17 protein-coding genes and 1 tRNA gene are annotated in these 20,603 nt (G+C 39.6%); 7 read left to right on the top strand and 11 right to left on the bottom strand.

Features of this window, described 5'->3' with window-relative positions:
- Positions 1-152 precede the first annotated feature (152 nt).
- Positions 153-2,282, bottom strand: a complete 2,130-nt coding sequence (locus tag SY85_RS16060; protein WP_066405903.1) for a peptidylprolyl isomerase — start codon at positions 2,280-2,282, stop codon at positions 153-155.
- A 565-nt stretch (positions 2,283-2,847) separates the two neighbouring features.
- Between SY85_RS16060 and nadA the strand changes: the two genes are divergently transcribed.
- Positions 2,848-3,861 (top strand): quinolinate synthase NadA, encoded by a 1,014-nt coding sequence (gene nadA, locus SY85_RS16055; RefSeq protein WP_066405902.1) that lies wholly within the window; start codon positions 2,848-2,850, stop codon positions 3,859-3,861.
- A gap of 504 nt (positions 3,862-4,365) precedes the next feature.
- Here nadA and SY85_RS26085 read toward each other — a convergent pair.
- The 6 genes from SY85_RS26085 to SY85_RS16030 all read right to left on the bottom strand — a co-directional run bounded on the left by SY85_RS26085 (position 4,366) and on the right by SY85_RS16030 (position 8,940).
- Positions 4,366-4,662 (bottom strand): aminotransferase class I/II-fold pyridoxal phosphate-dependent enzyme, encoded by a 297-nt coding sequence (locus SY85_RS26085; RefSeq protein ID WP_250647446.1) that lies wholly within the window; start codon positions 4,660-4,662, stop codon positions 4,366-4,368.
- Positions 4,653-5,456 carry an aminotransferase class I/II-fold pyridoxal phosphate-dependent enzyme gene (locus tag SY85_RS16050; RefSeq protein WP_250647445.1) on the bottom strand — a complete coding sequence of 268 codons (804 nt, stop codon included), beginning with the start codon at positions 5,454-5,456 and terminating at the stop codon, positions 4,653-4,655. Before SY85_RS16050 ends, SY85_RS26085 begins: the two co-directional genes overlap by 10 nt.
- A gap of 72 nt (positions 5,457-5,528) precedes the next feature.
- Complete coding sequence (locus SY85_RS16045; protein WP_066405901.1) at positions 5,529-5,927, bottom strand: RidA family protein; 399 nt, start codon at positions 5,925-5,927, stop codon at positions 5,529-5,531.
- Complete coding sequence (locus SY85_RS16040; RefSeq protein ID WP_066405900.1) at positions 5,908-6,636, bottom strand: 3'-5' exonuclease; 729 nt, start codon at positions 6,634-6,636, stop codon at positions 5,908-5,910. The genes SY85_RS16045 and SY85_RS16040 overlap by 20 nt, the downstream gene beginning before the upstream one ends.
- 223 nt (positions 6,637-6,859) lie before the next feature.
- Positions 6,860-7,963 carry a mannose-1-phosphate guanylyltransferase gene (locus tag SY85_RS16035; RefSeq protein WP_066405899.1) on the bottom strand — a complete coding sequence of 368 codons (1,104 nt, stop codon included), beginning with the start codon at positions 7,961-7,963 and terminating at the stop codon, positions 6,860-6,862.
- 8 nt (positions 7,964-7,971) lie between these two features.
- A complete protein-coding gene (locus tag SY85_RS16030) occupies positions 7,972-8,940 on the bottom strand; it encodes a KpsF/GutQ family sugar-phosphate isomerase (protein ID WP_066409876.1) in 969 nt (322 codons plus the stop codon).
- 233 nt (positions 8,941-9,173) lie between these two features.
- Here SY85_RS16030 and recQ point away from each other — a divergent pair, with 233 nt between their 5' ends.
- The 4 genes from recQ to SY85_RS16010 all read left to right on the top strand — a co-directional run bounded on the left by recQ (position 9,174) and on the right by SY85_RS16010 (position 15,066).
- Positions 9,174-11,441 (top strand): DNA helicase RecQ, encoded by a 2,268-nt coding sequence (recQ, locus tag SY85_RS16025; protein ID WP_082886507.1) that lies wholly within the window; start codon positions 9,174-9,176, stop codon positions 11,439-11,441.
- A gap of 106 nt (positions 11,442-11,547) precedes the next feature.
- Positions 11,548-11,620, top strand: a tRNA-Phe gene (locus SY85_RS16020).
- A gap of 204 nt (positions 11,621-11,824) precedes the next feature.
- Positions 11,825-12,694 (top strand): OmpA/MotB family protein, encoded by an 870-nt coding sequence (locus SY85_RS16015; RefSeq protein WP_066405898.1) that lies wholly within the window; start codon positions 11,825-11,827, stop codon positions 12,692-12,694.
- 140 nt (positions 12,695-12,834) lie between these two features.
- Positions 12,835-15,066, top strand: a complete 2,232-nt coding sequence (locus SY85_RS16010) for a helix-turn-helix domain-containing protein (protein WP_082886505.1) — start codon at positions 12,835-12,837, stop codon at positions 15,064-15,066.
- Between the two features lie 358 nt (positions 15,067-15,424).
- Here the strand turns inward: SY85_RS16010 and mnmG are convergent, their stop codons facing one another.
- The gene (gene mnmG, locus SY85_RS16005) at positions 15,425-17,287 is read right to left on the bottom strand and encodes a tRNA uridine-5-carboxymethylaminomethyl(34) synthesis enzyme MnmG (RefSeq protein ID WP_066405897.1); all 1,863 of its coding nucleotides are present in this window, start codon (positions 17,285-17,287) and stop codon (positions 15,425-15,427) included.
- 110 nt (positions 17,288-17,397) lie between these two features.
- Positions 17,398-17,850 carry an rRNA maturation RNase YbeY gene (gene ybeY / locus SY85_RS16000; protein ID WP_066405896.1) on the bottom strand — a complete coding sequence of 151 codons (453 nt, stop codon included), beginning with the start codon at positions 17,848-17,850 and terminating at the stop codon, positions 17,398-17,400.
- Positions 17,851-17,910: 60 nt separating this feature from the next.
- Between ybeY and SY85_RS15995 the strand changes: the two genes are divergently transcribed.
- Together SY85_RS15995 and nadD are read left to right on the top strand one after the other, a co-directional pair.
- The gene (locus SY85_RS15995) at positions 17,911-18,129 is read left to right on the top strand and encodes a FeoA family protein (RefSeq protein ID WP_066405895.1); all 219 of its coding nucleotides are present in this window, start codon (positions 17,911-17,913) and stop codon (positions 18,127-18,129) included.
- 21 nt (positions 18,130-18,150) lie between these two features.
- Positions 18,151-18,735, top strand: coding sequence for a nicotinate (nicotinamide) nucleotide adenylyltransferase (gene nadD / locus SY85_RS15990; protein ID WP_066405894.1), 585 nt, complete (start codon positions 18,151-18,153; stop codon positions 18,733-18,735).
- Here nadD and SY85_RS15985 read toward each other — a convergent pair.
- The gene (locus tag SY85_RS15985; RefSeq protein WP_226998853.1) at positions 18,723-19,709 is read right to left on the bottom strand and encodes a chromate transporter; all 987 of its coding nucleotides are present in this window, start codon (positions 19,707-19,709) and stop codon (positions 18,723-18,725) included. The genes nadD and SY85_RS15985 overlap by 13 nt on opposite strands.
- Entirely contained in the window at positions 19,652-19,960 is a 309-nt protein-coding gene (locus tag SY85_RS25980; RefSeq protein WP_226998852.1) for a chromate transporter, read from the bottom strand. Before SY85_RS25980 ends, SY85_RS15985 begins: the two co-directional genes overlap by 58 nt.
- Between the last annotated feature and the right edge of the window lie 643 nt (positions 19,961-20,603).

Below are 20,603 nucleotides of genomic sequence, written 5' to 3'. Positions count from 1 at the left end.
TTTACAAACATAGCTGTTATGCATACCTATAATTCTGCAATAACCATAATCTAATGGGCTTTTAATAACCAAAGCTCAGCTATCAGTTTATTTACCCAAATAAAAAAGCACCCCATGTGGGGTGCTTTTTCTATTAATCTTACTGCCAGTTCTTAATAAAACTTAGCGCGGTTGTCTTTAATATCAGCATTTTGCTTCAAGGCTTCAATTGGCGAGCGGTACATCATTGCCTGACGTGCTTGCATCACCATCATACGGCGCTGCTCATCTACGTTAGCATTACCAATTGGCGCAGTAGCTGTGTTGTTTACACGTACTATAAACACACCTGACTGACCTTCAATAGCATCAGCTACTACTTTACCCTTGTTAGCTGCATTGAATACGGCACCAATTACTTTGCTTTCAAAGCCCAGTGCACTGTTTGGTCCTGCAAAATGTAAGCTATCAACATTTTGGATTGGTTGACCCAATACCGTAGAAGCAGTTTCCAGCGTAGTAACATTGCCTAAGCGCTGTTTGATCTGGGCTGCTTTCTTTTGATTGCGCAAAATAGGTTCTACAGTGGCACGTGCATGGTTTACGCTTTGTACACCTGCTTCGTTTACGTCTGTTACTACAGCTACTACATAATTATCACCTATACGCTCTGGCTGGATCACATCACCTTTGTCAGCTTCAAAAATAGCCTTCACCATTTGGCGGCTTGCACCTACACCTGTAATTTGATAATCCATTGGACGGATATCCTGAGCTACCAGTTTATTGATACCTTTTGCTTTCAGGTTTTTATCATAATTAGCATTGAATGCTTTCAAGTTTGTGCTTTCACCAGCAAACTGGTTAGCAGCATTGGCAGCAGCTGCATCTGTTTCAGAACTTGGAACAATTGCTTTAGACAGGTAAGCAATTTTATAATGAGGTTCCTGACCTTTTTGCCCTAATACTTCAATCAGGTGATAACCAAATTCTGTTTTTACTATTTCACGAGAACCTACTGGCTTTTCAAAAGCAAAATCGTTAAATGCTTTTACCATTTTTCCCTGTGGGAAGTAATCGTAAAGACCACCGTTTTCTTTGCTGCCAGCGTCATCTGAGAAACGTGCAACCAAAGTGTCGAAATTGGCACCACCTTTAAGAGCTAGGAATATTGAGTCAATACGCTTTTTCGCTGTGCTATCATCTAACATTACCTGGCCAGTTTGAGGGTTGTGCGTTTGAACTAGAATGTGACGCACTTTCGCTGAATCCGGCATTACTTTTTCATCAACCATTCTTGCCACTACAAAGCTGGAAGCATCCTGGTAAGGCCCATACACAGCACCTTTAGGCAGGGCAACGATGGTATCTTTATTAGGTACCTGAATTTTTGACTTACCAACATAAGCATCATAATAAGGAATAGTAGATCCTTGCTGTGTTACAAATGAACCAGGGTCAGTAGCTGAAGCAAATTGTGCTTTCAACGCTTCTACTTGAGCTAATGTAGCAGCTGTATCAGCAGCAGTAGGTGCTGCACTGAACACTACATAATTAATAGAACGAGTTTCATCTTTTTGTTCAAAATCCTTTTTATGCTCGTTGATGTATTTTTTAATATCATCATCACTCACTTTCACAGCGCTATCAACAATTGAAGCATAAGGAACAGTAACAAAAGAAGCGCTACCTAATAAACTATTATCTACATTTTGCTTTTCTACAAACCATTTAGGGAAGTAGGTACTATTAGTTAATAAAGAGGTATACTTCTCCACCATACGGCCAAATTCCAAACTACCCAGGTATTCATTGAATTGGGCTTTGTCTTCTGGCTTTGCACTCTTTCTTAATTCATTAATAGCTTGTTGTGCGGCTGCAGCATTATACACACCAGTATTTGGATCTGTAAAACGTTGTTTCAGATCTTGGGGTGGGTTATTACCAAACAACATGTCGGTCAACTCTTTTTTACCAATGGTCATACCCAGCTCATCAAATTGGTCTTGCATCAACTGCTGAGAAATTTCACCTTCCCAAACACTTTCCAACACCTGCTGACGACCGGCTTCACCCATATCGTACCCTTGTTGTTTATACATTTCTTCCTGGCTCTTTACTTTACGGTCAAAATCAAGGAAGTCGATCTTTTTTCCATTGATCTTACCAATAGTAGTAGAATTACGGCCAAATCCGGAGCGGCCCGAGAAGGCATCCATCATGATAAAACCCAATAGCGAAACGGCAATAGCAACCACTGCCCAACGCGCATACTTGTCTCTAATTTGCTGAATGACTGACATAGGTGGAGTTTCTAATTTTATAGTAGTGGGCAAAAATAGGGGAATTGACTATATCCACAAATTGTGGAAAACCCCTCTAAACCATATTAATCAAGGGTTTAGTGGGAATTCAAGACCGTGGATAACAGTTTTAAGAGCGTTTTAAAGTTTTGAGCTCCTGTCCTACTCTCAAAATTCACCTTTCCCTGTGGATTTCCCACTTAAAATGTGAATAACTGCCTGTGGAACGGGTAGTGAAACGTGAATTCTTAGAAAAGAAATTTTCGACCAACCGATCAACCCCTCCCGGTTGTGTGTTTCTCTCAATTTATTAGACCTCAATTCACATGTTTGCAAAAACCAAAATTTCAAAAACTTATTCTTTCCCTCAAATTCACATCTGTGTGAAAAACCACGCCTAATGCCCTATGGATTAATACCTTTGCTGTGAACAACTGGGGAACAAGTGTGAATAACTGCATCAATTTTGCAAGTACTAAAAATTAAAATCGAGGTTATCCACTAATCCACAGCCCTAATAATAATAGGGTTTATTTAAAAATTATAGAATATTATTAGTTATTATATGGATACGGAAATGTTAACAGCTGCATTTAACGATGTTCAAGAGAAAGGATTTTTGGATGTGGACATAGACCCCACGCTGGATCTTTTTGCAGAAATCGAAAAATTGAAAAAAGAAAAAAACGCCATTATCCTGGCGCACCTGTACCAGGAGCCAGATATTCAGGATATAGCCGATTATATTGGGGATAGCCTGGGGCTGGCGCAAAAGGCGGCACAAACAGATGCCGACATGATAGTGTTTGCTGGTGTGCATTTTATGGCTGAGACCGCCAAGATCCTCAACCCCTCCAAGAAAGTGGTGATCCCCGATCTGAAAGCGGGTTGCTCTTTAAGTGAGAGTTGTCCACCGCCGCTGTTTAAAAAGTTCCGCGAACAGCACCCCGATCATATAGTAATCTCTTATATCAATTGTTCAGCTGGTATAAAGGCTCTTACTGATGTCATTTGTACATCCAGCAATGCAAAGGCTATTGTGGATAGCTTCCCCAAGGATCAAAAGATCATCTTTGCACCGGATAAAAACCTGGGCGGCTGGATAAACCGTACCACAGGTAGAGATATGCTACTTTGGAATGGTGCCTGTATGGTACACGAGATCTTTAGCCTGGAAAAGATCACACGCTTAAAGGTTCGCCATCCACAGGCTAAGTTGATCGCTCACCCAGAATGTGAAGAACCGGTACTGCGTATTGCTGATTTTATCGGGTCTACCACTCAGTTGTTGGCCTATGTGAAGAAAAGTGAAGAAAAAGAGTTCATTGTGGCCACCGAAGCGGGCATAATCCACCAGATGGTGAAGCAGGCCCCCGGAAAGACATTTATACCCGCTCCACCGGACAATAGCTGTGCATGTAATGATTGTCCCCACATGAAGAGAAATACGCTCGAGAAGGTGTATTTATGCATGAAATACGAGCAACCTGAAGTATTGATGGAGGAAAGTTTGCGGATACAAGCCAAAAAATCATTGGATCGCATGTTGGAGATCAGTGAAAAAGCTGGTTTGATTTAAAGACCTAACCTGAGTTATTCACATATTAGTCTGAAGAAAGTAAAGAGCCTGTTTTTATAGCAGGTTCTTTTTTTATGTCTGAAGCCCGGGAGATGTAAATCCTTTATAAGAAAGTTTTATTGATTTTATATCGAAGCCTTCGATCCCTCCGTTATTTGATCTTTTGTATTTCTTCGAGACTTGTTCGGGACTTCTTCGGAAAGTTTCGAACAAGTTTCGAACAAGTCTCGAACAAGTCCCGAAGAAGTCCCGAACAAAACCAAATTTAAATGAGTGTACAGTCAAACCTGGTAAAACTGGTTATTTTGATGGGTTGAAGTTTGCTTCTTTTTATTTTATACAATTTTCAGAGTACAGTTGTCTTATTGGTTTCCAGTTAGGTTCAAGTTTTCCAAATAAACTACTGGGTTATGCTTTTTTTGATGAATAAAGGAGATTAGAAATACAAGAAAGCGCCCTGTTAATAAGGCGCTTTCTTGTAAAAAGTATTTGGAATCTTTATAATTAGAGTTTTACCAGTCGTTCAACGGCTGCTTCTAATGTGGCTTCTTTTTTAGCAAAGCAAAAGCGCAACACCTGGTTGTTTACTTCCTGTTGATAAAAAGCCGATACAGGAATAGTAGCTACGCCAAATTGTTCGGTTAAACGAATGGCAAACACCTTTTCTGTTTCATTACTCACATCTGCATAGGAGTACGTTTGAAAATAACTACCATGACTGGGTAAAGGTTTCAACTTGGTTTGATGCATTAAATCTTGGAAGTAGTCACGTTTTTGTTGTAGCAAGGCACCTAGTTCCAAATAATTCTCTTTCTTTTTAGAAAATGGGCCAATGCTACTTGTTTAGGCGTATCGCAGCTAAAACAATTAAACTGATGTACTTTTCTAAATTCCTGCATTAACAGAGGCGCAGAAATACAGTATCCCATTTTCCAGCCTGTACAGTGATATACTTTTCCAAACGAAAAGCATACAAAGCTTCTTTCCAACAAGGCTGGATACTTCAAAATACTTTCATGCGTCAATCCATCAAAGATTAAGTGTTCATACACTTCATCACTAAGGATAAGTATGTTAGTATCTTTTGTAATAGCTTGCAATTCATCAATATCCTGCTTACTTAAAACAGCACCTGTGGGATTGTGTGGAGAGTTAATGACAATCATGCGTGTGCGATCAGTAAGTTTACTTCGCACTACATTCCAATCTATCGAATAATCCGGAAAATTTAGTTCAATCGTAACAGCTTTTGCACCATTCAGCTCAATAGCAGGTATATAGCTATCATACGCTGGTTCAAAAACAATCACTTCATCCCCTGGTTGCAATACAGTGGTCATTGCGGTGTATAAGGCATAGGTTCCTCCAGGCGTTACTGTAATTTGTGTATCCGGATTAATGATGGTATGATACAGCGATTGTACTTTTTCTGCCAGCGTTTCTCTGAGTGGTAAATAACCATTCATGTGAGCATATTGGTTAGCACCGCTAATCATGGCTTCATTAACCAGTGCTATTAATTCTTCACTCATGGCAAAGTCCGGAAAGCCTTGACCCAGGTTAATAGCATTGTGCTTTACCGCTAGTGAACTCATTAGGGTAAATATCGTTGTGCCTACTGTCGGTAGTTTCGATTGTATTTGTATTGTCGACAAAATGAAAAATAATTAAGAATTAGAAAGTACAGCGGTGGCCTCAATTTCAATTAAGTATTCCGGAGCTATCAATCTGCTTACTTCCACCATGGTCGTACAGGGCTTTATGTCTTTAAACACTTCTCCATGGGCCTTACCATACGCTTCCCATTGCGCTATATCGGTTACAAACATGCGTGTGCGCACTACATCTTTCAATGAAGCACCTGCTTGTAGCAATACGGACTCTATTTTTTGCAGAATAAACTTAGTTTGCAGGTAAGCATCGCCTTCGCCAATGAGTTGGTTATGTTCATCTACAGCCACCGTACCGGTAACTTCTATCACATTGCCGATCTTCACAGCACGGCTATAGCCTACTATATCCTCCCATTTAGCACCAGACGAATAATTAGTTCTGTTGCTGGACATATTTTATAGAAATGTTTTCTTGTTTGATGAAGGACTCACAATGAAAACGTAACAATACCTGTGCTAGTGTAATCACATCTTTTTGACAATAGATAGCAATGCGGTCAATGTCTTTTTCATTCCAGTATACCGAGTTTACCATGCTGCCATCTATATCATCTTTAGGCGATGGAATGCCCAATGTCTTAGCTAATAATTTCAGCGATGTAAAGCTTTTATAATCACCAAATTTCCATAGCTCTAAGGTGTCCAGGTGACGCACTTCCCAAGGTTTTTTACCGGTTATTTTTAAAGCTTCTGGTATAGCTATGCCGTTAATGATCATACGGCGACAGATATAGGGATAATCAAATTCTTTCCCGTTATGGGCACATAAAAATTTATCAGTATCGCCCGACCACTTCTGTAGCATATCAGCAAAGTCTGTGAGTATACGGTATTCATCATCTCCACAAAAAGATTTCAATACCAGTTTGCGGTCTTCTTTAGTACCTTGAATATAGCCACAGGAAATACAAATGATCTTACCAAATTCGGCATAGATGCCAGCGCGGTCATAAATGGTTTCCGGGGTATCAGCTTCTTTATTTCTTAGTAATAAACCCGCTTTCAAATCCCACAATTCACGCCAGTCTTCAGGTAAGTGATTGTACGTTTCGTATTGCGAAACCGTTTCAATATCTAGGAATAAGATGTTATTAAAGTTCATAAGCCAGGATGTTGATTTGTAAAGAGGATGTATCAAACATCCTCTTTACATCTAAATTAATTATATGCCCTCATATCTCGTAAAACGCGCTCATGCTTGTCGCCTCACGGTTATTCATTATTCTTCACTCATTATTCATCTTCTCTAATTTCCCAATGACTTACTGACTAATGACTTTCTTCCTGTGGACTGTCGTCTGTCGATTGTGAACCTTTCTTTCACCTCACAAATACTGATCCCCAATATTTCGCTTTACATCCGCCACATATTCTTTAATGTCTTGTTCTTTTTCTTTCTGGCAGATCAATAGCGCATCTTTTGTATCTACTATTATGAAGTCATCAAGTCCTTGTAAGATCACCAGCTTTTCGTCAGATGTATGTACTACGCAGCGAGTGGCATCAATAACCATTACTCTTTTACCGGCTACAGCATTACCTAAATAATCTTTTTCCATATTTTCCCAGGCACTATTCCATGTACCTAAGTCACTCCAGCCAAACGATGCAGGGATCACAAATACATTGCGTGCCTTTTCCATTATACCAAAATCAATGGATATGCTGGTACATTGTGGATAAATGGTATTGATCAATTCGTTTTCTTCTTCGGTGTTGAACTTATGTGCTTCCGCTGCAAAAAGCTCATACATTTCAGGTAGGTGATGATGAAAGGCATCCATGATCCGTTTTACCTGCCACACAAATATGCCGGCATTCCATAAAAAGTCACCGCTGTCTATAAAGGTTTGCGCCAGTTCCTTATTCGGTTTCTCTGTAAACGTTTTTACTTTATATACTTCAGGTGCGGCTTCTAATGGTTCATGTTGTATATAGCCATAACCTGTGTTGGGATAAGTTGGTTGAACTCCAATTGTTACTAAAGCGTTGAAATGATTTACAAAGTCAAGCGCTTTTGCACATACATCTAAAAAGGTTTGTTCTTCTAAGATCAGGTGATCAGATGGCGCTACTATTAACGAGGCCTCAGGATCTTTTTGTAACAACTTGGTGGAAATATAGGCTACGCAAGGAGCTGTATTTTTTCTAAAAGGTTCGCCAATGATATTTTCAGTGGGAATCTCACTCAGTTGTTCTTTTACCAGGTCTACATATTCATTAGAGGTAACAACGAATATGTTTTCTTTCGGTACAAACTTCGCAAACCGTAAAAAGGTTTGTTGAATTAACGTACGGCCTGTTCCCAGAATATCTAAAAACTGTTTTGGATAATTCATACGGCTTACGGGCCAAAAGCGAGAGCCAATACCTCCGGCCATAATAGCTACATAGGTATGTTGATTGTGCTTGGTCAATTGTTCAGTCATATTTAGTTTTATATCAGGCCTTCTTTAACAAGATCATGTAAATGGATTACTCCTTTATAAGTATTGTCGTCGGCTACAATTAATTGGGTAATAGAATTTTGGCGCATCACATCCAATGCATTTACCGCCATTTCGCTGGAGGCAATGATTTTAGGATGTGTGGTCATGATATCTTTTGCTTTAATTTCCTCAATATTATCGGTTTTTTCAAGCATCCGCCGTAAATCACCATCGGTAATTACACCCAGCAGGTTACCTTCTGTGCTTAGTACAGCTGTTACACCTAGTCGTTTGCGTGTCATTTCCATGATCACTTCTTTCAGCGTTTGTTCAGCTTGTACAGCCGGCTTCTCATTTTCACCACACAGGTCAGATACACGCAGGTACAACTTTTTGCCCAAGGCACCGCCCGGATGCAGTTTAGCAAAGTCTTCTACAGCAAAGCCTTTCCTTTCCATCAGGCACACCGCTACGGCATCACCCATGGCTAGTTGCGCCGTAGTGCTGGTTGTTGGGGCCAGGTTATTAGGACAAGCCTCTTGCTCCACGGTAGTATTTAATATATAATCAGCTTTCAGCGCTAAGAACGATGACATATTACCTACCATACCAATCACTTTGTTTCCAAAGTTCTTGATCAAAGGCAACAACACTTTTATTTCAGGACTTTCACCGCTTTTGCTGATAATGATCACTACATCATCACTTTGCACCATTCCCAGGTCACCATGTATGGCATCTGCTGCATGTAAAAAGATGGATGGAGTTCCGGTGGAGTTTAAGGTGGCAACTATCTTTTGAGCTATAATGGCGCTCTTACCTATACCGCTGATTACTATACGGCCCGTACAGACGGCCAATGTGTTGATACATTCTTCAAACTGTGCATCCAATAGAGATGACAGGTTGGACAAGGCTGCAGCCTCCATTTCAATGGTACGCCGCGCCGCTTTTATTATGGAAGATTCGTTTTTCAAGCGGTCAAAATTAGTTCTTTCAGTTAATCCACATATATACTTAGTAAGGACTATTTTAACCTTTTTGATTATAGAAAACACATAGCTTGTATTAAATTCGCTTGATATTTTAATCACAGTATCCATCCGGTACTAACCCGTCTCCCTACCTAAGTAAATTTCGAGTATAATTCTACCGAATGGTACCTGTGTAATTAGTTAAATGCTTTATCAAAAGCTGTTAAATGACGTCTATGGGAACCGTAAAAAAAACCACAACCAAAAAATCCGCTGTGAAAATTGAGTCTGAAGTGCCTGCCGCGTATTCTTCTGAACAATTACATAAAGCTCTAAATGAGCATTTTGGCTTTGATAAATTCAAAGGTGAGCAAGAATCTATCATTCAATCTGTTTTAGCTGGAATTGATACATTTGTTATCATGCCTACTGGTGGCGGTAAAAGTCTTTGTTACCAATTGCCAGCCTCTATGCTACCAGGGGTGGCTATCATTGTCAGTCCGTTGATTGCCTTGATGAAAAATCAGGTAGACTTGGTAAGAAGCTATAGCAGTAAAGATGATGTAGCTCACTTCTTAAATTCTACACTGACAAAAAAAGAAATTAAAGTCGTTCAGGACGACCTGCAATCTGGCCGTACTAAAATGTTGTATGTAGCTCCTGAAACATTGACCAAGCAAGACAATCTGGACTTTTTCTCTAATCTTCAGATATCTTTCTTTGCTGTTGATGAGGCACACTGTATTTCTGAATGGGGGCATGATTTTCGTCCTGAATACCGCCGTCTGCGCGATATGATGGATCAGATCAATCCTAATGTACCGGTAATTGCTTTAACAGCTACTGCTACGCCTAAAGTACAGAGTGATATTGTCAAGAACTTGGGCCTACGCACACCTAAAGTCTTTCTTTCTTCTTTCAACCGTCCAAATCTTTACTACGAGATTCAGCCTAAGATAAAAAAGGACGATACGCTGAAAAGCATTGTAAAGTTTATTGTTCAGAATAAAGGCAAGAGCGGTATTATTTATACTACCAATAGAAAGACTACAGAAGAGTTAGCTGCTCTTTTGACCCAAAACAATATTAAAGCAGTAGCTTATCACGCAGGTATTGATGCTAAGATCAGAGCTGAGCGGCAAGATCAATTCCTGAATGAAGATGTTCAGGTTATTGTAGCTACAATTGCTTTTGGTATGGGTATCGATAAGCCAGATATCCGCTTTGTTATACACTATAATATTCCAAAGTCAATAGAGAATTATTATCAGGAAACAGGACGTGCTGGCCGTGATGGATTAGAAGGAAAATGTATCCTTTATTATTCTCATAAAGACGTAAGTAAGTTGGAACATTTAATGCGCGACAAGCCATTAAGTGAGCGTGAAGTAGGTGCACAGCTGATCAATGAAACCGTTGGTTATGCTGAAAGTGGTGTTTGTCGTCGTAAAGTATTGATGAGTTATTTTGGTGAAGATTACGGCGATAAAAGTTGTAAGAACTGCGATAACTGTAAACATCCAAAAGAGAAGATTGAAGCAAAAGGTGAAGTAGTTCAGCTGTTGCAAACAATCCAGGCTTTAGATGAACGCTTTGCTACAGAATATGTAGTGCAGATCATTACTGGTCATCTAACACCACAAATAAAGATGTATCGCCATGAAGGATTGGCTGATTTTGGTATAGGTAAAGAAAAACCAGCCCATTTCTGGAATTCACTGATCCGTCAAATGTTGCTGGAAAGTATACTTCAGAAGGATATTGAAGAATACGGTGTATTGAAGATCACGAAGAAGGGAGAAGACTTCCTTAAAAAACCAAAAGCTTTCCCAATCGTATTGAACAACTTGTTTGAAGAAGCTAATGCAGATGATGATGAAGCTGCTGAAGCTGCTGGAAATGCTGGTGTTACTGACGATAAGCTTTTCAATATGTTGAAAGAAATACGTCAAAAGGAAGCAAAGAAAAAGAACTTACCTCCTTTTGTAATATTTCTTGAGTCATCCCTACAAGATATGGCTACCATGTTCCCTACTAACACAGCAGAGCTTGAAAAATGTCAGGGTGTAAGCAAGGGTAAGGCTATTCGTTACGGTAAGCCGTTTTTAGATGTTATTGTAAAATATGTAGAGGAAAACAATATCGAGCGTCCAGACGACTTCGTTATGAAGAGCGTTGTGAATAAGAGTAGTAATAAAGTACACATTATTCAGCAGGTCGATAAAAAGATTCCTTTAGAGATCATTGCTAAAAATAAAGATCTGCGTTTAGATGCTTTATTGGAAGAAATGGAAACCATTGCTGCAAGTGGTACCAAGCTGAATTTGGATTACGCTATCTCCGATATGTTAGATGAATACGAACAAGAAGAAATCATTGAATACTTTAAAGGTTGTGAAACATCTTCTTTACAAGTAGCCCAGGAGGAATTAGCCGATGGCAACTACAATTGGGAGCAATTAAAGATAATGCGCATCAAGTTTTTAAGTGTTTATGGTAACTAAGCATAGTTGAAAAGAGAAAAAGAGAAAAAAAATTAAAACTCTTTTTCTCTTTTTCCTTTTATATCAATCGTTTCCTTATTTTTGCAACCCGCAATAGCGAAAAGATGGTGCGGTAGCTCAGTCGGTAGAGCAAAGGACTGAAAATCCTTGTGTCGGCGGTTCGATCCCGCCCCACACCACAAAAGCCTCAGAATTATCTGGGGCTTTTTTATTGTCTATCCATTTAAGGCCTTTCCTTGTGTTATGCTTGCAAACAATTCCTTAAAAAAGCATTAATACTTCATTAGAACCTCATTTAAAGTGAGCTCAGCTGTAATGACCGCCTATCTTTGAGGCCCATTAAATATGGCAAGACCACTATTTCTAAACCTAAATCAAATTAGATGAAAGTAGCACACTTAACAATTGCTGCAGCCCTGGTTGTTTCAATGGGCTCTTGTGTTAGTAAAAAGAAGTTGCAAGCCGAGCAATCAAAGTATGCAGAGTTAAACACTTTTTATAAGCAGGTTCAAACCGACTTGCAAAAGTGTAGAGAAGAGGAGGAAGCTGCAGCACGTAAGAAGGCACAGTTAGAAAAGGATATTGAAGACTTGAATAAGCAAGTGGCCTTCTTAAAAGAAAACAACAACGTAGTTATAAACCAGTTGAAGGATCTTTCAGTTATTTCTTCTACACAAGCAGAAAGCATTAAGAAATCACTGGAAAATATAGGTTCAAAAGATCTTTACATCCAGGATCTACAAAAAGCTTTGGCGCAAAAGGATTCATTGAACATGGCGTTAGTAATGAACCTAAAAGGTGCTTTGAACGATGTTAATGACAGCGATATCGAAATCAAAGTAGAGAAGAGCGCTGTATATATTTCTATCTCTGATAAGTTGTTGTTCAAAAGCGGTAGCTATGCCCTTTCCGCAGATGCACAACGTGTGTTAGGTAAAGTGGCTCAAGTACTGAACAGCAAGCCAGATATTGAGTTTTTAGTTGAAGGTCATACAGATAATGTACCTATGAAATCTGTAGGTATTGAGGACAACTGGGATCTTAGTACAAAAAGAGCTACTTCAATTGTACGCGTATTACAAAACCAATATAAGATCGAACCTAGGCGTATGACAGCGGGTGGTCGTAGTGAATATTTACCTGTTCAAAGTAATGATACAGCCGCTGGTAAAGCAGCTAACCGTCGTACTAGAATAGTGATCTTACCACAACTGGATCAGTTCTTTAAATTGTTAGAAAAGCCACAGAGCTAATCATATTTTTCTTAATAATTATTGAGCCACTTCACATTACGAAGTGGCTTTTTTTATGATATGCAGACACATTTTAAACTCTTCTTAATTAGGTATTTATCAACAGCTTTTCTGCTAGGGTTGTAGTAAATTTATAGGAGATGAGTATGCAAAAAAGCGACGAAACAAATACCCTTTTCCAGCTGGCAGTTAATCTTGTAAATGACACTTCACGCCATATTTTTCTTACTGGAAAAGCTGGTACCGGTAAAACCACATTCCTTCGTTACATTAAGGAACATACGCAAAAGAATGCAGTAATTGTTGCACCTACAGGTGTGGCAGCTATTAATGCCGGTGGTGTTACCATGCATTCTTTTTTTCAATTACCACGCGGTACATTTATTCCTGGTCACATCCAAAGAGATGGTGTCATTGGTTATGTTGAGATCAATGATAAACATAGCTTATTCAAAAACATTCATTTTACTTCCAACAAGCGGCAGCTATTACAAGAAGCCGAATTGCTTATTATAGATGAAGTAAGTATGATGCGCTGCGATATGTTAGATGCTATTGATACTATCCTAAGGCATTTCCGCAAACAACCTGATACACCTTTCGGTGGTGTGCAGGTAGTCTATATTGGCGATCTGTTTCAATTGCCGCCAGTAGTGCCGGAACAGGAATGGAATATTTTAAAAGACTATTACGAGAGTCCTTTTTTCTTTAGTGCTAAAGCAATTGCCGATGCCAAGCCTCTTTATATTGAACTGAAAAAGATTTACCGTCAAAGTGAGCAAAACTTCATTGACATCTTAAATCGTATTCGTAATAACCAAGTTTATAAAGAAGACTTTGATAATCTTAATGCACTTTATAATCCTGCATTCGTTCCGGACGATACTTATATTACAATTACTACACACAACAGAACAGCAGATGCAATAAACGCTACGGAACTGCAACGTTTGTCAGGACCCGTTCACACCTTCAATGCTGTCATCAAAGATGACTTTTCTGAAAAAGCGTTGCCCACAGATCTAGCGCTTCAGTTAAAGGTTGGCGCCCAGGTAATGTTTATTAAAAATGATACCAGTTCAGAGAAGCGGTATTACAATGGTAAGATTGCTTTTGTTCAAAACATTTTTAAAGACGAGATAACGATTCGTTTTCCAGATAGCAATGAAAACTTTGTTCTGGAAAAGGAAACCTGGAAAAACATCCGCTACATCTATAATAAAGAGAACGATGAAATTGATGAAGAAGAATTAGGTTCTTTCACGCAATATCCTATTCGTTTAGCATGGGCTATTACAGTTCACAAAAGCCAGGGCCTTACGTTCGACAAAGCAATTATTGATGCCGGTTCTTCCTTTGCGCCTGGACAGGTGTATGTTGCATTAAGCCGTTGTACTTCTATGGATGGTATAGTTTTGAAGTCACGGATTGTGCCGTATAGTATTGCTACCGATAAACGAGTGTTGGAGTATGCTCGTCAGGAAACAGAGCTAGTTGTTTTGGAACAAGTACTCGAAAAAGAAAAGTATCACACTTGGTCATTGGCTTTACAAAAGCTGTTTGATTTTACAAAAGCTGTTCAACTACTACATCATTGGGTCATTACACTGGAAAGTAAAAAGATTCCCTATTTGCAAGCTGCTTTGTTGATGGCTGATGCCGCAAAACAAAAAGCTATTGAACTGAATGATGTGGGTAGAAAATTTAAAATGCAATTAGATAAACTAGTTGAACAGGCACATACCTCAGGCGAAACTAAATCATTGCAAGAGCGCATGTCCAAGGCGGTTGAATACTTTTCACAAGAATTGGCTACTCATTTACTGGAGCCGATCCAGCAACATATTCAATCATTGCAACATGCTACTAAGATCAAGAAGTACAAAGAAGAGGTAGTAACTATAGAAGGATTGTTGTGGCAACAGTTACAACGTTTGCAGTCTTCAAAATATGGCGACTTACGGTTTAGTACAAACGCAGATTATTATAACAAGTATCAACCAGGAGAGCCTACCAAAAAGATAAAAGAAGTCAAACCTAAACCTGTTAAAGGAAGCACCAATGAAGAATCTTTTAAGTTGTTCAAAGATGGTAAGTCGGTTGAAGAAATTGCAACGCTACGCAACTTAGCTCAAAGTACTATCATTGGTCACTTGTCTACTTATGTGGCTAAGGGAGAGTTAGATGTTGAAGCTTTAATTGAAAAAGATAAAGTGCAGCCTATCTTATCTGTTATTGCTGAAGTAGGCGCCGAAAGTATGAATGCTATCAAAAGCAAACTGGGTGATGAATTCAGCTTCTCTGATATTAAACTTGTCCTAGGCCACCATACTTGGAAATTACAGCAGGAAAATGCTAAAGAAACAGCATAATATGACATAAATTATTGATAATCAATATTATATGATATAAATAAAGCAAAACCCCACAACAATAACTGTTGTGGGGTTTATTTTTCTTTTAAATGATTTTATATCCTGCAAATGTTCTCTTTAAATAGAAGAGTAGAATGGACTAATTAATTCAACACCTGCTAATCCTCAGACTCATTATTCATGTTCTTCTTCCCTGTTCATTCTTCTTTCTTCCAACAGCTAAGTGTTCTTCTTCTCTTCCTTATCAACTTTTCAACTAGCCAACCTTTCAACCTGTTCCATTACTAAACCCCTTCCCCTCACGGCTGTTTGGCTTGCAGCTTACAGCGTGTAGCTTGCAGCTATTCTCCCAGTTCTACCTCCCCATATAAATCATCAGTATCTGTACATCACTTGGATTAATTCCAGAGATCCGGCTGGCCTGACCAAGTGTTCTTGGTTTAGCCTTTGTTAGTTTTTCTCTCGCTTCTGCGCCCAAGGCTATAATGCGTTTGTAGTCAAAATGTTCAGGTATGGCCAGGTTCTCCATCTGACTCATCCTGTTCACCAGTTCTTTTTCTTTATCTATATATACCTGGTACTTCACCTGGATCTCAGCTTGCTCTACAGCTTCTTCTTCATATCCTTTCAAGGCTTCTTCTACTTTAGGCACCTGCTTCATGATATCATGCAGCTGTACGTTGGGGCGCAATATGATTTTCTCCAGCTTTTGTTTTTCATTGATAGACGCGCTTTCAATGCTTTCAAAGAAGGGATTTATTTCTGCTGGTTCCATCGCCGTAGTGCTCAATATGGTTTTTACTTCTTCCACTTCTCTCCTCTTTTTCAGCATCTTTTGCATTCGGCCCTCTGTTGCCAAGCCCATACGATAGCTCGTCTCAGTTAAGCGCAAGTCTGCATTGTCCTGGCGTAAAAGAGTTCTGAATTCTGCTCGTGAGGTAAACATGCGGTAAGGCTCTTGCGTACCTTTTGAAATCAGGTCATCAATTAATACACCGATATATGCTTCACTGCGCTTTAAGATTAAGGGAGCATCATTGATCACTTTTTGATGTGCATTGATACCTGCCATCAATCCTTGACATGCAGCTTCTTCATATCCTGTTGTGCCATTTATCTGGCCTGCAAAGAATAAGTTTTCAATAGCCTTGGTTTCTAGGGTATAGCTCAACTGTGTAGGTGGAAAGAAGTCGTATTCAATAGCATAACCCGGACGGAAGAACCGTACATTCTCAAAGCCTTGCACTTTACGCAGCGCTTCATATTGTACTTCTTCTGGAAGGGATGTAGAGAAACCATTTACATAGATCTCCACCGTATTCCAACCTTCTGGTTCTACAAATAGCTGATGACGGTCTCTTTCAGCAAAGCGGTTGATCTTATCTTCTATACTAGGACAATAGCGAGGACCCACGCCTTCTATTCTTCCCGTAAACATAGGGCTGCGATCAAAGCCGGTCTTTAATAAATCATGTACTTCTTGATTAGTATAAGTGATCCAGCAGCTTCGCTGTTCTTTTGGACGCTCTACATCTAAGTAAGAAAAGCTACCTATCTCCTCATCCCCTTTTTGCTCTTCCATTTTAGAATAGTCCAAAGAACGTCCATCTACTCTTGGAGGTGTACCTGTTTTTAAACGGTCGCTTTCAAAGCCTAGACTAACTAATTGCTCTGTTAATCCTTGTGCAGCTCTTTCTGCTACACGGCCTCCACCTAATCGCTTCTCCCCTATATGGATAACCCCATTTAAAAAAGTTCCATTGGTTAATACTACAGCTTTGGCCTTTATAGTATGACCTAGCCCTGTTACAACCCCTGTTACTTTGTTATTCTCTACAACCAGTTCTCTTACCATATCTTGGTAGAAGTCTACATTGGGCGTATTCTCTAACATCTCTCTCCACTTCTGTGCAAAGAGCATACGATCGTTCTGTGTTCTAGGACTCCACATAGCGGGTCCCTTTGAACGGTTCAGCATACGAAACTGAATCATAGAGGCATCGGATACTATACCTGAGTAACCTCCTAAGGCATCTATTTCTCTAACTATTTGTCCTTTTGCTATTCCTCCCATGGCAGGGTTACAACTCATCTGTGCTATGGTTTGCATGTTCATGGTTACCAGTAACACTTTTGAGCCCATATTGGCAGCAGCTGCGGCGGCTTCACAACCGGCATGACCGGCACCTACCACTATTATATCATAAGCTTGAAACATAAGGTTACAAAGTTATCATAATGAAGAAAGGGAAACTTGTTAAAGCTTCCCTTTCTAGTTCCACGTGGAACACTGTTGTTGTTGGGTCGTGGAATACCTGAGCTGTGGAATTAATTGGTTCCACGTGGAACAAAGTAGTTGTTTAAGCACTTGTCTTCTTGTCTGCGCATCTCATCTTTATCAGCTTTACTCTTGTCTTTGTACCCGCAGAGGTGTAATAGTCCATGAAAGATCACACGGTGAAGCTCATGGGTAAAGGTAGTGTTGTGTTGTAGGGCGTTTTCCTTCACTCTTTCCACACTTATGTAAACGTCGGAAAGCAGAGCCTCTCCTTTCAGGTTGAGCTGAAAGGTTACAATGTCAGTATAGGTGTCGTGTTTAAGGTATTGTTTATTTATCTCTAAGAGGTAAGCGTCATCACAAAAGATGTAGTTAATGGTATCTATTGTGTGTTTTTCTCTTTTAGCTACCCTGTTAAGGTAGGCTTTAAGCTGGGTGCGATTAGTGAAATGAAAGCGTGAGGTTAGGTAGTGGAAGTGAATGTTGTTAATTTCTTTACGCATGGGTCAAAATTCGGAAAGGGTACGCTTACTTGCCATAGCTTTGGTAAATATTCTTTTAAAATGAAGTTATCTGAGTTAAGACAGGGTGATAGAGCAAAGATTAAGGCCTTTCAGAGTCCAGATTTGCAGTTAAAGTTGATGGAGATGGGTTGTATTCCTGGTGAAGAGATTGTAGTAGAGCAGGTAGCTCCTTTAGGAGATCCAATCTCTGTACGGGTGGCTGGTTATTCATTAAGCCTAAGGAAGAGCGAGGCTGGTGAAATTATTATTGAGAAATAAAACAAGAATACGCAGTAATCTATGAAGGTGGGTCTTTATTTTGGTTCGTTTAACCCTATCCATATTGGGCACCTGATCATTGCAAACCACATTCTTAATGAAACCAACCTTCAAAAAGTTTGGTTTGTGCTTTCTCCCCAGAACCCTTTTAAGCATTCGGCTACCCTGTTAAACGAGTTCGATCGTCTTCATTTGGTGCAAAAAGCAGTAGAGGGAGATGATCGTTTAAAGGCTTCTGATATCGAGTTTTCTCTCCCTAAACCTTCTTATACTTCCCATACCTTGGCTTATTTGAAAGAAAAGCATCCGGCTTATGAGTTTAGTATTATCATGGGAAGCGATAGTTTTCAGAACCTTGGAAAGTGGAAGAATGCCGAAGCTGTTATTAATCACTACCCTATCTTGGTATATGAACGCCCTGGTTTTCCTGTAGAAAATACCTTGGGGGCATCTGTACAAGTAATGAATGCTCCCTTGTTGGAGATATCTGCTACTCATATCCGTGAAGCTATACAGCAGGGCAAGTCTATTAAGTACCTGGTTCCAGAAAGTGTAGAAAGTGAGATTGTAACTAATCGCTTCTTTAAAAAGCTTCAAAGTAAGTAGCCTAAAAGCAGGCAAACAGCAACTATAATGGGTGAAGCAATGCGGGTAAACTGTAGCAATCCGAAAGTAGCCAGGATTACTGCTACATTAATCAAGCTGTTAATGCTCCCGTCAATCAGCGTAATATCCTTCATGATATATAAGGTAGAGGCAATCACAATCCCTACCACTGCTGCATTAATCCCTTCCAATGAGCGGTAGATCACTGCATAGCGTTTCAGGTTATGCCAAATAGGAAAGAAAAAAAGTACCAATAATGCGCTGGGTAAAAAGATGGCAATAGTGCCAATGATACAACCTATGACCTGCATAGTTGGCCCTTGATTCTTTAAAGCCATGCCTCCTGTAAAGGAAGCAATGGAAAATACCGGCCCAGGCATAGCTCGAACAATACCCATCCCTGTGGTCATATCCTCTTTATTTATTGAAACCACATTCGGGTTCTTTTGTTTAACTACCTCCGGACGTACTGAAAACTGTTCATACATCATGGGCATCAATACGTGGCCACCGCCAAATACCAGGCTACCCATCCGGTACATGTTTTCAAACAGGTTAATGGGCTTTCGGTTGGGCCAGTCATTTTTACGGGCTACCTCACTGGTTACCCCGGCTATTAAGAATAAAGCAGCAAAGAGCCAGATATTACCCCACTTTATCTTTTTTGATACTACCTCTTTTTGCGGGATGCGCTTCTTACTTAGGTTGGTGATGGCACCGCCTAATACAATCAAAGAGGGAAAGATCCATGGCGATCGGAAGGCAGCATAAGTAGCAAACACACAAAACGCCATGATACACCAGGTGATTGTATTCTTAATAGAGATACGAAAGGCCGCCACCGATGCATACGCCAAAAAGCCTACCGCCAGTGACGGAATGAATTTAAAGATGTCAGTATGCAGGGTCTTCTGATCTATATAAGAAAGTAAAAAGAAAAGGCGCCCATTAAAAAGCACCCTGGTAAGATCCAAACCAATAAAGTAAAGATGGCCAACCAAATACCACCCCTTTTATAACCAATTAATGTAACGGTCTGTGTGGAGGAAGCGCCTGGCAATAAATTGCAAAACGCATTGTATTCCAGTAATTCTTCTTCTGTTACATAAGGCGTTTGATGCACAAAGTTTTTAAGCATCATAGCCATGTGTGCCTGCGGACCACCAAATGCTGTAATGCTGTACAGAAATACGTTTTTGAGGAATGGAATGTGACGCAGCATCATAGCGGCTTAAATTTACTCAAAAAGAATAAAGGCACTAATTAGAGACTGGTTAGAAGGTCCTACAACATGAACAATGCAATTCTTAATGGAAGAAAGAAATAGGGTCTTGCTAATAAATTCATTCAATTGAACACATTCATTGTTCCATCAATAGTCTATAAGTCTTTCCTTTTCCTTTCAAATTATTTATGGTATACAAAGGCATGGAGTGTCTTCAAGAGAATTTGTATTGCTCTGTGAATGGGCTTTACATTTTGTTTTCAGAAACAAAAACAGATTCCTCGTCTTTTTCTTAATTCAATTCTATTAAGCGAGTCGCACACTTGCCACCTTTTGTATTCCAGGAAAAGTCAACCGCAGTGATTCTCTTACCCAAAACTTCAGTAACGTTTATATATATCTAACCCTACGTTTGACCAACTCCGTAATGTTACGGAGTTGGTCAAACGTGATCAAATATTAAGTATAGCCATAGCTAGGTTCCATGCAGAACGTGATGCTGTAGTTGAAACAATGCGATACTTTGTTTGATTTGTTTAAAAAGAATGGCTGGACGGAAGGTGGAATATTAATGATATGATGAAACGCAACAATGTGTTTGATGTAAAAAGCTACTCTCTATTCCGACCTCTTTCTGCTCACG

Source organism: Flavisolibacter tropicus (assembly GCF_001644645.1).
In the GTDB taxonomy this organism is placed as follows: Bacteria; Bacteroidota; Bacteroidia; order Chitinophagales; family Chitinophagaceae; genus Flavisolibacter; species Flavisolibacter tropicus.
This window is presented reverse-complemented; position numbering and strand designations above follow the sequence as displayed.